Below are 14,584 nucleotides of genomic sequence, written 5' to 3' on the forward strand. Positions count from 1 at the left end.
AACCTGTCACAACATGAACTCATGCCGAAGCGCTGCTCGCCTCGATTCCCAACGCAAGGGCGCCGCATAATCCGGCGTTATCGCCCAAGCCAGGCGGCACGATATAGTTGTCCATATCGTCCAGGATTGCCGGGGATGCAACATATCCGTTTAAGTTTCGGGCAACTTCCTTGCGGACGAACGGGAACAACTGCTTCTGATGCATGACCCCGCCTCCGAGAATAACTTTTTTCGGTGATAACAACAAAATCACCCCCGAAAGGGCCTGGGCAAGATAATAAGCTTCCATCTCCCATGCTTTATGATCGCCCGGCAATTCACTTCCTTTCACTCCCCAGCGTTTCTCGATCGCGGGTCCGCTGGCCATGCCCTCCAAACAGTCGCCATGAAAAGGACACGCCCCTATGAAATTGTCCTCCGGATGCCGCCGGGTTAAAATATGTCCCCCTTCCGGATGGACCAGACCATGCACCAGTTTGCCTTCCGCGTACACCCCGACGCCGACGCCCGTCCCGATTGTATAATAAACGCAGCTATCCAGTCCTTTGGCCGCGCCCCACTTCGCCTCGCCGAAAACCGCTGCGTTCACGTCGGTATCGAAACCGACTGGTACTGGAAAAAAGCGCTTCATATACCCGACGAAGTCAAACCCCGCCCATCCCGGTTTCGGCGTCGTGGTCACCCGCCCGTAAGCGGGATTGGAACGATCCAGGTTGATCGGCCCAAAGGACCCGATTCCGATCGCCTCAACGCCCTTGTCCCCAAAAAACGCAACCGCTTGCTCCAACGTTTGTTCCGGCGCCTCCGTCGGAAAGCTGATCCGGTCCAGAATTTCCCCCTTATCATTGCCGATGCCGCATATAAACTTCGTGCCTCCTGCTTCAATCGCACCGATTCTCATGTGGATCCCTCCTGAATTGTAAGTGTTTCCACTATTATTTTACCTTTTTGATAAACGTTTTACCATATGGTTTTTTATTTTCTTATATTTGGTTTAGATAATCGCCATTTAAGGCCTATGTAATCGTTGACAAAACAAAAGAAGGTGTTTATCATAATTCTTGTAAAACGTTTTACTAAATGGAGATGACAAGATGAAAAAAGTATTTTACAAACCGAAAGACGGATGGATCGGAGACGTAATCCCGTTCTATGACCAGGGAGAGTACAAGCTCTACTATCTCCATGATCAAAGAGTCGGCGGAGATTACGGGAATCATACGACGTGGAATCTGCTTACCACCAAAAACGGCTTGGATTTTGACGATTACGGGGTAGCACTTCCAAACGGTGCCGAAACCGAGCCGGACCGCAACGCTTATACCGGCTCCGTAATCAAGGATAAAAACGGCACGTACCACCTTTTCTACACCGGGCATAATCCCAACGCCGAGTTTTGCGTGGACGGCAAGCCCTTGCAGGTTGTTTTGAAGGCCACTGGCACCGACGGTATCCATTGGACGAAGGATGCCAATTTCAAGCTTTATGGAGACGGCATCATTTATGAGCAGTTCGATTGGCGCGATCCGTTCGTGTTTTTCAATGAAGAACAGCAGGAATATTGGATGCTCGTCACCTCAAGGCAAATGAATTCTTCCGATCGAAGAGGCGGGTGCATCGCCCTTCTCGCTTCCGCCGATCTGGTCCATTGGCAATATCGGAAACCGTTTTACAGACCGGACAAATACATTACTATGGAATGTCCGGATTATTTCAAAATAGGGGATTGGCATTACCTGGTCTACTCGACCTTCAGCGAAAAGTTCGTCACGCATTACAAAAAAAGCAAAAGCATCGAAGGCGTGTATAGTTCCCCGATCCCGGACACTTTTGACGGCAGAGGATTTTATGCCGCAAAAACGGCCTCGGACGGACGGCAAAGATACGCTTTCGGCTGGGTGCCTTCCAAACGGGGGGCAAGCGATTACGGCGATTGGGAATGGGCCGGAACCCTGGTCGTGCACGAGGTCTATCAAAGCGATAACGGCGATTTACTGGTGAGGATGCCCCAAGCAATCTATGAGCATTTTAATACCGAGATAGACCTCATTCCCGTAGCGGAGAACAACTGCCGCCATGACGGCAGCCGCTTCGAATTGGCATCTCCCGATGGGCTGGCATACCGGGTCTTGAATGAACTGCCTTCCCAAGTCCTGATCGAAGCCGCGTTTACGGACTGGAATGAGGCGAAAGATTTCGGCATCGCGCTGCGTACCGACAAAGCGCTCGATACGGGCTATTTCATCAAATTCGATCCGTTCCACAACCGCATTGCTTTCGATATGTGGCCTAGAACCGAGCCCGGCTTCTTCCAATGGCAGATTGCCGGTGACAAACCGCAAATGATCGAACTGGAGCGTCCTTTCCGCTTCGCGGAGCACGACCGGGTCAACGTCAAGCTGATTTTGGAGGACGATATTTTGTGCCTTTACGTCAATGACAAGGTCGCGATGACCACGCGGATCTATAACTTCAAAACCGGACATCTCGCTTTTTTCGCAAACGAAGGTTCCGTGAAGATTCATGACATCAAGTTAAAAATAGACGCGAAAGCATAACCCGTTGCGAAATTAAAAATCCTACAGGATTTTTAATGATATTAAATAATGGAGGGGTTTTGAATGGAACGAAAAAGAAAAAAGTCTAAGGTCTTCTCTCTTATCGTCATCTCCACCTTACTTGCAACCGCTCTCGCGGGCTGCAGCGGCTCGGCGAACAAAAACGCCGGGGACGACGCGACGAATCAGGGAAATTCGTCCGTGGGGAACGCAAGCCAAACGATTACCTGGCTGACGGCCCGGCCAGAGAACGGGGCGATCATTCAAACCGTTCGGGAGCTCGCGGACCGATATGCGCAAGATCATCCCGGCTTTAAGCTGGATATTCAAGTGACGGCGGACAGGCCTTCGTACTTGACCAAGCTGAGAACGCTCGTTGCTTCCGGCGAGGTTCCGGAGTTTATCGATACGGACGCCGACCCGTACGCTCAGGAGCTGGCGGAAGCCGGTATGCTGGTTGATATGAAACAATTCTTGGACGAGCAAGGTTTGTACGATCAGTTCTACGAACCTGCGCTGAAATACCAGGAGCTGCCCGATGGCAGCCTGTATCTACTCCCCTTGGAATACCATCTGGAGATGACTTGGTTCAACAAGAAAATTTTCGTGGAAAATAACCTTGCCATTCCCAAAACCATCGATGAGATGCTTACGGTCAGCAAGGCGCTTAAAGACAAAGGCATTACTCCGATTGCCGTGGACGGCGTTGATGTCTGGCCCGTGCTGCGCTATGCGGCGATGATACCGTTCCGCGCCACGGGGAATGAATTTGCCCGGAGCTTAAGCCAGGGCAAAGCCAAAATGACCGATGAAGTCGGCATGCAAGCGGCGAATTTCGTCTCCGAAATCGGCCAATACTTCCAGCAAGGGTTCGCCACCACGGATTACACGACGGCCAAAAACATGTTTCTGAACGGCGAGGCCGCCATGTACCGCATGGGCACCTGGGAAATCCCGTCCTTCGTGGACGAAAATCTGCCGGACAACATGAAGGGCAACGTCGACTATTTCTACCTGCCGACCATGGAAGGCGCCAAGACACCGGATAACGAGTATTTCGGAAACAGCGGGATCGGCCTGGCGGCTACTGCCGACAAATTCGAAGGAACGGCCAAGGACTTCCTCAGTTACGTCTTGAAAAACTACAGCGACGTTTACGTGGCTAAACAGCAGATGTCCCCGCTGAAATTCACGATTGAAGACGAGTCCAAGTTCTCCGAACTGTTCCTGCGGATCAAAAAGGATATGGACAACTACGGTTCGGAATTTGCCAAGCCTTGGGATACGTTGCTGGACGCCAATACGAACTCCGTCATGAGCGATTTGATCATGAAATTGGCCATGGGGGCCATGACTCCGGAGGAGTTCGCCAAACAAGTCGACGACACCATCGCCCAAAACGCGGGCAACTAAATCGTTACGCTCAGTCAAACTGTCCCCTTGCCCGGCCCGTTAAGGTCGGAAGGGGACCTTTCCTTCTAAGTTTGTCAATCTGAATCAATGGAGAGATTCCACATGAATGTACTCAAAGATAAGAAAGCATGGTTGGTTTTTGTCACTCCCGCCCTGCTCTTTTATTTGGGAACCGTCTTTGTCCCCATCATTCAGTCGCTGAATTACGGCTTTCAAGATTGGAACGGCATCAAGGACGCCAAATATATTGGGCTGGGCAATTATGTAAAAATGTTTCAAGACCCTTACTTCTGGAACTCCGTGCAAAACAATCTGGTATACGTCGTGATTGTCGTGCTGATGCAAGTGTTCATCGGGTTGTTTTTCGCGTTATTACTCTCGTACGTCAAAAAAGGAGCCGGTATTTTCAGAACATTATATTACTTGCCAGCCGTCGTGGTCACCATCGCCATCGCCCAAATGTTCCGGAACTTCTATTCCCTGCAGCCGCTTGGCCTGCTCAACATGTTTCTGGGATGGATCGGACTCGGCCATCTGCAAAACGCCTGGTTATCCGACCCGCACACCGCGTTGATCGCCGTATCCATTCCCGAAGGCTGGCGCTTTACAGGGATGTATATGGTTATCTTTTACGCGGCGCTGATCGCCATTCCGAAAGAAATCGAAGAAGCCGCCACTATCGATGGCGTTAACGGCTGGCAGTTGATCCGCCATATCAAGTTGCCGAACATCAAGCATGTGCTGAGCCTGGCGCTGATCATGTGCACCACCGGGGCGCTGCGTGGCTTCGATATCCCTTATATTATCGGCGTACCGGGTTCGACGACCGAGCTGGTCACGACCTATATGTACAAAAAAGCGTTCTCCACTATCCAATACGGTTACGGAAGCGCGATCGCCGTCTTTATCGTTCTCGAAAGCCTGCTTGCTGTCCTGATCATCCGGGCTATCTTCAATTCCAGGAAAGGAGGAGCATAGTATGCGATCTAAAAAAACGGCTTTATCCTTCCTGCTGTATTTTATCGTTATCGCAATTCTGATCGTGCAAATTTATCCGTTGATCTGGCTGATGTTGTCCAGCTTCAAATCGAGCATCGAATTGACGACCAAGCCGTTTTCGCTGCCCACGATATGGTCGTTCGCCAACTACGCCGACGTGTTCCGGGAAAGCGACCTGCTGCTGTATATCAAAAATACGGCTATCGTGACCTTCAGTTGCCTGGTGCTGATCGTTTTCCTCAGCGCAACGGCGGGATTTGCCCTCGTCAAAATGAATTTCAAACTGAATTCGAAGCTGCTGTTGTTCTTTACGATCGGCATCATGATCCCGATTCAGGTCACCTTAATACCGTTGTTTATCATGTATAAAGACTTTGGGCTGCTAAACTCGTATCTGGCGCTGATCCTGCCGCAAGTCGGATTTGCCTTGCCGTTGTCGATTTTGATCTTCACCAGTTTTTACAGCTACGTGCCCAATGAATTGATCGAAGCCGCCGTCATCGACGGCTGCAACATCTATCAGGTATTCTATAAAATCATTTCGCCGCTGACCATCAACACGACGGTTACGGTCGCTTCGATCAACTTCATCTTCATTTGGAACGATTTCATTTTTTCCAACACCTTCACGAACGATAAGCAATACAAAACGATCGCCGTCGGGCTCCAGGAATTCATCGGGGCGTTCGGCGCGACGGATTGGGGCCAGACGTTTGCGGCTATCTGCATCAGCATCATCCCGATCATCGTCACGTACCTGTTCCTGAACAAATATGTGATGGCCGGCGTGTCGGACGGTGCGGTAAAAGGATAAGAGACAAGGAGAGATCACCATGCAATCGATGAATCAACTTTTTGGTAGAATGAAAGGAAAAAGCAGAGCGATTACAGCGGAAAATCCGCATGGCTTAAAAGGTGAAGGAGGAAAAGCAGCCGGCCCGCTTGGGGTTGCTAGAAAAGGTAAAGCTTTTATCTCGTTAGCCCAAGGCGAAACCGCCACACTCGTCGACATAGAAGGCACCGGCATCATTCAACACATCTGGATGACCGTGACGGACCAAACCGAATCCGGCTGGTTCGTATTGCGCGACCTTGTATTGCGGATGTATTGGGACGGTGAAGAAACCCCGTCCGTGGAAGTTCCGCTGGGCGATTTCTTCTGCAACGGGTTCGGCGCCAGAGCGGTCGTCAATTCCCTGCCGATCGTGGTCAATCCGGTCGGCGGCATGAACAGTTATTTTGCGATGCCTTTCAAAAAGGCGGCCAAAGTAACCATTACGAATGAACATCCACAGGGGATTGAAGCGTTCTTTTATCAATTTGATTATATGCTGGTCGATGAGCTTCCGGAGGATACGGAATATTTTCACGCCCAATTCCGCCGGGAAAATCCGACCCAGCTTAAGCAGGATTATACGATTATAGATGGAATTAAAGGAAGAGGGAAATATGTCGGCACCTATATGGCCTGGACCTCGCTGTCCCGCTACTGGTACGGCGAAGGAGAAGTGAAATTTTACCTCGACGGCGACCGGGATTGGCCGACGATCTGCGGTACGGGGACGGAGGATTACTTCGGAGGCGCCTGGGGTTTCGTGAAATCCGACAACGGCAACCCGGTGCAGGAGCAGACGTACTCCACCCCATTCATGGGTTTCCCGCACTTTGCGGTAAAAGATACGACGAGAGCGCATATTTACGATGGAGCGGCTTGTCCGATGCGCGGCTTCTATCGTTGGCATATACTTGATCCTATTTTGTTTGAAGAGGATTTGCGGGTCACCGTTCAACAGATCGGGCATGACGGCATGGCATTGTTCGAACGAAGTGACGACGTGAGTTCCGTTTGCTATTGGTATCAGACCGAACCGCATCAAGCGTTTCCTACACTACCAGGTGTTCTGGAAAGACGCCCGCGCTAACCACAATAAAATCGTAATAATATAAGTAGAGGTATAGAAATGGCTAATAAAAGGGTTACTTTAGTTCAAGTCGCAAAAGATGCAGGAGTTTCTCCCGCAACGGTCTCCCATTTCTTGAACGGAAACTTTCAGAAAATGGGCTCGGGGACAAAGGAAAAAATCAGTCTTTCGATAACCAAGCTAGGTTACCAAGTGAACCCTGTTGCCAAAAGTCTCATCACTGGCAGAATGCACACCATTGGACTCGTTTTATCAGACAGTACGGACGACGGTTATTTTGAAGACTTATATTTCCTGCATTTTGCCCAAGTCATCAAACATCAATTAAAAGCGTTGGGATATAAGATTATCTTGCTGGACTTTGAAGAAATCTTCATGAATATCCAGATGGTCGATGGAATCATCGTCAAAGCGACCCTGGATACGGAGAAATTTATGCCCAAGTTAATGAACCTTAACGTACCGGTCATTACAATAGGACGCCACAATTTATCTTACGGTGCGCACATGCTTCGCGTCGACGACTACCTAAGTGGTCAGACCGGCGTGAATCACTTATTGTCCCGCGGCTATCAGAATTTGGTCATATTGACTTATCCGCACGGTCACGTTCCCGGATTCGATGATCGGTTGAACGGAGCCAGCGAGGCTTTGCAGCAGAACGGCAAACTAACGACGGTTATTACAGGGGATATGACGGAAACTTTCGGATACGATACTGTAGTTAACTTGGTCCAAAACAACCAACTGCCGCAAGCGTTGTTTTGCTTAAATGACATATCCGCCATCGGAGCCTTAAAAGCGTGCAAAGATTTGAACATTTCCATTCCAGATAAGCTCGCCGTGTTGGGCGTCGACGACATGCCAACCGTCTCCGAACTGCTAAGCTTATCGACCATAAGGCATCCCATCAACCAATTGGCCGAGGCCGCTGCCAAACTGATGATCAAATCGATCGAGTCTGACGGTCAGCGCATCGAACCTGTCGAAGAAGTATTCCCGACAGAACTGATGGTTCGGCGAACCAGCTAGGTTATTTTCAAGGAATGCAATCCAAAAAGTTGAGCAGGGAACGATAAGGTCCCCTGCTCGACTTTTTCTATATTAATCCTCTGGTCTCGATTTTTTTAGTTTAATATTTTGTTTTAACTATCATATTATTTAACGACATATACATGTTGAAGTTGGTCAAGATTAGAAGCCTTGACCTTCAATATAATTTGATTTCCTCTCAACGTTCGATTAACTCCACCCAATCAGGATTCATAATCAATGCTCTTCCAATAGCGACCAACGAAACACTTGAATTCAATACTTTTGCTGCAAGAGAGGATCAATTACAGAACCTGCTACAATAAGGGGGAATCTCTCGCTTACATGTTTTGAAATAAGTTCCATTCTGCTCTTCGTGCTTTGTGTTCCAACTGGTGCAGAGAGGACATGATCTAATGAATGCATGGATATAATCCATTTTAGCTTCTTTTAATCTATCCATTAGGATAAAAGTTTTTTTTCATTCTCAGCCTACCTGGCTGCTCCTCTGGCGAGAATCTATTAGCTTTTAATGAACGACTCTTTAGCATATTGTTCGATCACCCGTTTGACTCAAGCACTACCTCAAGCGGAAGCGAAGGCGGTTGTCAAGGCTTCCTCCCCATTCGTCAGTCCGTTGGTTGAAAAACAGGGATAAGAAGTTTTGAAGAAAAAAATCCGTGACGCCATGAATTTCAACCCCATCAGAACCAGTTCCAATAGCTCACCGTGGTATCTTGCCAAACGATATTTATAATCTCTTCGTGTGAAAGCGCCCACGGGTTCCCCATGACGTTTTACCCCACGCTTTATCTTGTAGAGGGCTTGCACGAACCAAATCAGGGCCAGGATCGTCATCGGAGTACCGTCAGAATTCACCGGCTATTCTACGATTGCAGGCAAATCCGGATTGCCTCCTATACGGGAAAGGCCCGTTTCGTTGTAGGTTTCGATCTCTTTCTTGGATAAGCGAAGAACTTGGCGTATAGACTCTTTGAAATATTCCATTGCATGTTCGAACTGGTATTCGTGAACGATCCGCTCGAGTTTATTTAGATGATTTTCACTTAGCAATTCTAACACTCTCCTTTTACGAACCGATATACAGTTTGTTTTCCGCAAGGATCGCTGAGTATCCTAATCGATACAACTCAAAATACGGTGCGAACGGATCCCCTTTGAGCCCATAGCGGTGCCATTGGAGATAATAAGAAATCCAGTAATCGCAGGCAATCGAGTAATACGCCTCGTCCAATATTTCGATTGGTTCATCGTAATCCCTATGCTCGCTGATGATATCGGATATCGTTTCATAGATTTCCGGATCGTATTGCAGCCGTATATCATCGATGGATCCATTTGGCAGAATGCTAACCTCTTGGATTCCTGTCAGGTAAGCTGCTGCATCTGCCGTATCATTTTTTTCGGAAGTTTCAGCCATTAAATCCTTCAAGCCTTGAATAAACTGCGTGCCATAATTCATTAGAATATCGCTCGGTACATCACCGGCTTTACCGTTAAAATATCCAGGAACTACGTTCCCGCTAAAATCGTCAGGGTCCAACATTTCATAAATACGTACAATTCTCCGTAAATAAGCTTCTCCATCTACCTGGAGAGGGGCAAAGGTTTTTTCTACCCCTTTTCCGTCCGGCATATACATTTGGAAATACCCATAAAATAGAGCCTCTTCGATATCCGACTCGTCTGAATCTATCTCTTCATCCATAAGTTGAAACAAGAACCTTGCGTAAGACTGTTTATCCATAGGTATCTCTCCTCTTTCGCGGATCAGCGCAGTGATGAGTCATTTCCAATCATATCCTAAGCAGGCATCATTTCTCAAATCAACTATTAAAACAAAAAAGAGTCGCGTTTCTCGCGGCTCTTCAGGCATCTCGCCTACGGTAAAATACAATAGCTACTATAATAAAGATCAGTGTCCATAACATTAAAATACCTGTGCCTTGCAACGGCGTAAGGACATTTATTTCATCAGGTGAAGGCGGCATATACATATAATTTCCTACCGTATCCGGAAAATACTTTTTCAATCCAGGTAGAAAATCTTTAGTCAATGGACTGACAACGAAATAATAACCAAGCAATATCACTAGAGCAGGAGTGGTTCGCCTTAATAAAGCTCCCATAGCTGCACTGAGAAGTGCGGTTAATGTTAGATAGCCTGTCGCCCCTGCTAATGCTTCTATCATTGTATTTATTTCAAACCCTACTGCTGTGTCTCTCATCCTAATAAAAGTATAAAGTACACCGGATGCAGCAATAATAAAAGCCGCTGGAATGGTTATCACGGCCAATGCCAGAAGCTTCATGGATAATTGAAACCCACGCCAAGGTATCGTAGTTAACGTAGTTCGAATCTGTCCACCGGTATACTCCGAACAAGCAGCTAAGATCCCAAGAATAAGGAACCCGGCTTGAAGATATCCCATAGAAGCAAGCCCTATATTCAGTATACTTTGCGTCCCTGCTGCTCCTTGCAGACCAACCGAAGTAAAAGCTGCGGCTAAAAGTAAATTAATAATGAAGGTGCCTATAAGAGTGAGCCATGTCCATGGTAATGTTACTAATTTGTCGAGTTCGGCACCAAGAATTAGGGTTATCTTTTTACTAGAAGGGACACTCATGATGCAACGTCCCTCCTATGAAATACAATAGCTGCAGCAATGAAAAGAACGACTACCCAAGCAAACATGACTAAACCGCCTGTGAACGGGGAGAGAAATCTATCGCTCGTAAACATAAACATTTCAGTGCCGGCTCGATCCGGTAAGTATAGCGCCAACTTTGTAACCTTAGAAAGCAGGAAACTGAATGATACAACGGAGGTATTTATGATGAGCACGGCAAGCGGGATTATGCCGTTCTTAGTTAGAACCGTAATTCCAAATGCCAAAAGAGCAGTGAATGTCCAGTACCAAACTGCACCGAGCAGTTTAGACCCTTCAAATGCAGGGGTGTATTCACCAAGAACAAGATGCGTGGCAGACACAGTTGTCATAATAGCCACAATACAAAGAAGTATGCTGATCACGGTCACAGCGCCTGCTTTGGCCAGCAAAAGGTGAAGTCTTGATGAAACAACCGTTAAGCTTGTTGTAATCTGTTGTCCCCCACCAGATTCACTGCTTTCTGTTAAATACTCACTGCTGACGGCAAGCACACCGAGAATAATGACACCTTGTACACCGAGAGCTAATCCAATATAGCCAACTTCCGATAACCGTGTGCTAACTCCGGCAATAATCTCTTCTTTTTGTGCCATACTGTCCAAGGCGGCTATAACCGCTGGGGCAATTGCTCCAATAAAAAAGGCAAGCCAAATGCCCGGCAGGGAGAACAATTTAGATAGTTCCGCATTGAATGCTCTCATACAGCATCACCTGCATGTGCAGATGTCCGGGCAAAAAAGGCTTCCTCCAGATTGGAATGGTTACCGATTACTTCTTCCAATGTTCCATCTGCAACGATTTTTCCATGCTTAATAATCACCACATCATCCACAGTCTCTGCAAGCTCGCCTATTAGATGACTGGATAGTAGCACTGTGTTTCCGGACTCGGCACGTTCACGTAAAAATGTCCGAATGAAGCGAATTCCTTCCGGGTCTAGCCCGTTTACGGGTTCATCCAAAACCAATATTTGGGGATCACCCAGTAATGCAGCCGCCATTCCAAGTCTTTTCCCCATACCAAGCGAATAATTCCCGACCCTTTTGTCAGCTGCTTTAGTAAGACCTACGATTTCCAAAACTTCCTCGACACGTGAGCTAGACAATCCTGCGGCACGAGCCATCCATCGTAAATGGGCTCGTCCTGTTCGCCTACGATGAGCTCCAGATCCATCCAATGCAGCACCTATTGTTACTAAAGGATTATGTAATTCTGCGAATGGCATGCCATTAACTAATGCACTCCCTGAGGTGGCACGATCCAATCCAAGCAGGATGCGAAGTGTAGAGCTTTTACCTGCCCCATTTGGACCTAAAAAACCAGTTACTCTACCTGGTCTAGCTTTAAAACTGATACCGGATAAGATTTCTTGAGTTCCGCGATATTTGACTAAGTTATTAATTTCAAGCAACCATAACACTCCCTTTCTGTTATGGTTCCAATTATAAAGAAGCAAAGTTACATCTCGTTTATCAACCTGTTTACTTCTGGTTTACCTTTAGGTTAAACTCTACCGATAGCTACGCTTGTGCCATCTTCATTGGATGTAAAGTCAGCTTTCAGATTCATTTTTTTCAACATATAATGACAAGTCGATAAACCAATCCCCGCCCCGCGTTCATAGGAAGAGTTATCCATACCTGGACCTCTGTCCGCAACAATGATCCGTTCTTTTTCTACATCCACAGCAATGTTTGCATATTTCCCCTCTGCTGCATGACGAATAACATTCTGAAATATATTATCCAGAACCCGTGTCATCCATTGAGGATCTGCTTCCCAATAAAAAGTTTCGTCTGCCGGTAAATCAACATCGAGCTGAATTTCTTGTTCTTCAAATACAGGATACCACGCAGCAACAGACGCTCTTACTAAACGTCCAATATCCGTTGAAACGGGCACAAAAGGATGTTTCCCGGAGGTAAGCAATGTATAGGATAGTAAATCATCCATTAGATCTCCGACTCTTGTAATCGTATGGTTGATCTCTGATAACGAGTCTTGTCCTTCAAAACTCATGGGTTCTTTGTTTAATCTGGTCACATGTCCTCTCAAAATGGTAAGCGGCGTTCGTAAGTCGTGAGATAAATTCGCAATGAGCCGATGTCGTAATAACTCCTCTTCATATTCTCGCTTTCGACTGTCTTCAAGCTGCTGAATCATCCAATTAAAAGAACTTCCTAACTCGTCTATCTCATCCATACGATCACATTGAACAGATATGGGCTTGGGAAAGGAGTTATTTTCAGCTGAAAATGACATGACTTCCTGTAAGCGGGCGAGACGCTTCTGAAGTGTCAAGAAAAACCGCCAAGATAAAATAACAAATGCGACAATAATAAAACCAAACAATAGCACGGTAACGTAAAACAGATTTAACGTATTTACATTATTTTTATGGATATCTGAAACCCCAAAAAACGCACTGATGAAAATAAGCATAATCGGAGGAAAAAAGATAAACAGAAAATGTACCTTTAGAAAACGACGAAATAAGGATCTAGTCTGCTTCATAATTTCACCCGATAGCCTATTCCCTTCAACGTTTCAATAATCGCCGGGGAATCGGGGTGACGTTCCAGCTTTTGACGAAGTCGATGGATATGCACCATTATGGTTTTATCACCAGTGATATAAGTTTCTTGCCAAATGGCTTCATAGATTTGCTCTTTTGGTAAAACTTGATTAGGGTGCCGTAAGAAGTACATTAATATTTGATGTTGTTTCCCTGTCAATATAATTTCTTCTCCTGTGCGTTTGTCAAATATCATTTGGCCTTCTGGATCCACTTCAATCTGATTTCCTAATGAAATGCGTTCGGTATGTGCTCCGCCTTTTCGACGGATTAATACTTCTAATCTTGCAACCAATTCATCCGTATGGAATGGTTTCGTTAAATAGTCATCGGCAAATTGTAAACCGTCTACCTTGTCATCGATCGATGTTCGAGCAGTTAACAGCAAAATTGGGACAGCAGGAGCTGCCTTCTTTAATCGTCTTCCCACCGTAAATCCGTCTAAACCGGGTAACATGATATCTAAAATAACGACTTCGTGACGATTTACTTCTTTTTCGGCTCCTTCACCAGAAAGCAGCCACAGAACCGAAAATCCTCGCTGTTCCAATTCTTCTTTTACCCAACTGCCTATTTTTTCATTATCTTCAATATATAATACGTTTCTTTTCAAGTAACATCCTTCTCTCTAAATGGGGTTCCCTATTAGACAGATTAACACAATCTAAAAATTGGTTTCCAATTAAGACTTTCTTTAAAATTCGGTGGGATATTTTTAAACTATGTCCTCGTTTTAAGGGTATGGGTAATTTCACTCTAACAGACCGAACTTTTCGTACACTTTCGGAGTAACGACGCCATTCGGGATGAGACCGTTCTGACGTTGAAACTTTTTAAGCGCTATTGTCGTGGAAGATTTGAACCTTCCATCACATTGACCGTGAAAATATCCTGCGCTTTGCAATCTGTTTTGTACGAGTTGAACGTCAGCCCCGACGTCGCCTTCACTTATCAATCTTGGTCCTTGATTCGCTTCGCCAAGCACATGGCCGAATATGGTTACTTTCGTTCCGACAGGAATCAAATCGTATAATTTCTCCACATCCCGATTTCTCATTCGAATACACCCGTGGCTGGCATGTTGGCCGATGGAGTAAGGTTTGTTGGTTCCGTGGATTCCATATGTCCCCCAAGGCACATTCAAGCCAATCCAGCGGGAGCCGAATGACGGGCCCCAATTTTTCCCTTTATAAGTGACGATATATTCTCCGACGGGAGTTGGCGTGGAAGGATTGCCGACCGCTACGGGGAAGCTTTTGTAGGGAATTTGGTCTAAATAAACGACAAGCTGATGTCGCTGCGGGAATACTTCAATCGTAATGGGACCGTCATCTTTGACGATCGGAAGCCCCGGATCCGCATAGATATGTAACGGCATGAATGTTTGGATGA

The 14,584-nt window shown here is 46.6% G+C and carries 16 protein-coding genes; 6 read left to right on the forward strand and 10 right to left on the reverse strand.

From position 1 onward, the window contains the following. Positions 1–19: 19 nt before the first annotated feature. The gene (locus DFP94_RS06210; protein WP_114495508.1) at positions 20–901 is read right to left on the reverse strand and encodes an ROK family protein; all 882 of its coding nucleotides are present in this window, start codon (positions 899–901) and stop codon (positions 20–22) included. Between the two features lie 193 nt (positions 902–1,094). Here DFP94_RS06210 and DFP94_RS06215 point away from each other — a divergent pair, with 193 nt between their 5' ends. The 6 genes from DFP94_RS06215 to DFP94_RS06240 all read left to right on the forward strand — a co-directional run bounded on the left by DFP94_RS06215 (position 1,095) and on the right by DFP94_RS06240 (position 7,924). Next, complete coding sequence (locus DFP94_RS06215) at positions 1,095–2,558, forward strand: glycoside hydrolase family 32 protein (protein ID WP_114495509.1); 1,464 nt, start codon at positions 1,095–1,097, stop codon at positions 2,556–2,558. Positions 2,559–2,621: 63 nt separating this feature from the next. Next, positions 2,622–3,971, forward strand: coding sequence for an ABC transporter substrate-binding protein (locus tag DFP94_RS06220; protein WP_114495510.1), 1,350 nt, complete (start codon positions 2,622–2,624; stop codon positions 3,969–3,971). A 102-nt stretch (positions 3,972–4,073) separates the two neighbouring features. Next, the gene (locus tag DFP94_RS06225) at positions 4,074–4,949 is read left to right on the forward strand and encodes a carbohydrate ABC transporter permease (RefSeq protein ID WP_114495511.1); all 876 of its coding nucleotides are present in this window, start codon (positions 4,074–4,076) and stop codon (positions 4,947–4,949) included. Position 4,950: 1 nt separating this feature from the next. Beyond that, complete coding sequence (locus DFP94_RS06230) at positions 4,951–5,784, forward strand: carbohydrate ABC transporter permease (protein ID WP_114495512.1); 834 nt, start codon at positions 4,951–4,953, stop codon at positions 5,782–5,784. 19 nt (positions 5,785–5,803) lie between these two features. Further along, positions 5,804–6,892, forward strand: coding sequence for a glycoside hydrolase family 172 protein (locus tag DFP94_RS06235; protein ID WP_114495513.1), 1,089 nt, complete (start codon positions 5,804–5,806; stop codon positions 6,890–6,892). 39 nt (positions 6,893–6,931) lie between these two features. Next, the gene (locus DFP94_RS06240; protein WP_114495514.1) at positions 6,932–7,924 is read left to right on the forward strand and encodes a LacI family DNA-binding transcriptional regulator; all 993 of its coding nucleotides are present in this window, start codon (positions 6,932–6,934) and stop codon (positions 7,922–7,924) included. 580 nt (positions 7,925–8,504) lie between these two features. On the opposite strand, the gene DFP94_RS26455 is transcribed toward DFP94_RS06240, so the two are convergent. From DFP94_RS26455 to DFP94_RS06285, 9 genes are all read right to left on the reverse strand, one after another. After that, entirely contained in the window at positions 8,505–8,645 is a 141-nt protein-coding gene (locus tag DFP94_RS26455) for an oxidoreductase (protein ID WP_114495808.1), read from the reverse strand. A gap of 161 nt (positions 8,646–8,806) precedes the next feature. Further along, a complete protein-coding gene (locus DFP94_RS06250; protein ID WP_114495515.1) occupies positions 8,807–8,998 on the reverse strand; it encodes a hypothetical protein in 192 nt (63 codons plus the stop codon). A gap of 16 nt (positions 8,999–9,014) precedes the next feature. Then, positions 9,015–9,692 carry a hypothetical protein gene (locus DFP94_RS06255; protein WP_114495516.1) on the reverse strand — a complete coding sequence of 226 codons (678 nt, stop codon included), beginning with the start codon at positions 9,690–9,692 and terminating at the stop codon, positions 9,015–9,017. Between the two features lie 121 nt (positions 9,693–9,813). Further along, positions 9,814–10,572 carry an ABC transporter permease gene (locus tag DFP94_RS06260; protein WP_114495517.1) on the reverse strand — a complete coding sequence of 253 codons (759 nt, stop codon included), beginning with the start codon at positions 10,570–10,572 and terminating at the stop codon, positions 9,814–9,816. Next, positions 10,569–11,318, reverse strand: coding sequence for an ABC transporter permease (locus DFP94_RS06265; protein ID WP_114495518.1), 750 nt, complete (start codon positions 11,316–11,318; stop codon positions 10,569–10,571). The genes DFP94_RS06260 and DFP94_RS06265 overlap by 4 nt, the downstream gene beginning before the upstream one ends. Continuing rightward, complete coding sequence (locus DFP94_RS06270) at positions 11,315–12,028, reverse strand: ABC transporter ATP-binding protein (RefSeq protein WP_114495519.1); 714 nt, start codon at positions 12,026–12,028, stop codon at positions 11,315–11,317. Before DFP94_RS06270 ends, DFP94_RS06265 begins: the two co-directional genes overlap by 4 nt. Before the next feature lie 92 nt (positions 12,029–12,120). After that, positions 12,121–13,131 (reverse strand): HAMP domain-containing sensor histidine kinase, encoded by a 1,011-nt coding sequence (locus DFP94_RS06275; RefSeq protein WP_114495520.1) that lies wholly within the window; start codon positions 13,129–13,131, stop codon positions 12,121–12,123. Next, positions 13,128–13,805: a response regulator transcription factor gene (locus DFP94_RS06280; protein ID WP_114495521.1), complete on the reverse strand. Its 678-nt coding sequence runs from the start codon at positions 13,803–13,805 to the stop codon at positions 13,128–13,130. The genes DFP94_RS06275 and DFP94_RS06280 overlap by 4 nt, the downstream gene beginning before the upstream one ends. A gap of 138 nt (positions 13,806–13,943) precedes the next feature. Continuing rightward, positions 13,944–14,570 carry a L,D-transpeptidase family protein gene (locus DFP94_RS06285; RefSeq protein WP_245954594.1) on the reverse strand — a complete coding sequence of 209 codons (627 nt, stop codon included), beginning with the start codon at positions 14,568–14,570 and terminating at the stop codon, positions 13,944–13,946. Positions 14,571–14,584 lie beyond the last annotated feature (14 nt).

The sequence above is a fragment of the Fontibacillus phaseoli genome (genome assembly GCF_003337355.1).
Lineage (GTDB): Bacteria > Bacillota > Bacilli > Paenibacillales > Paenibacillaceae > Fontibacillus > Fontibacillus phaseoli.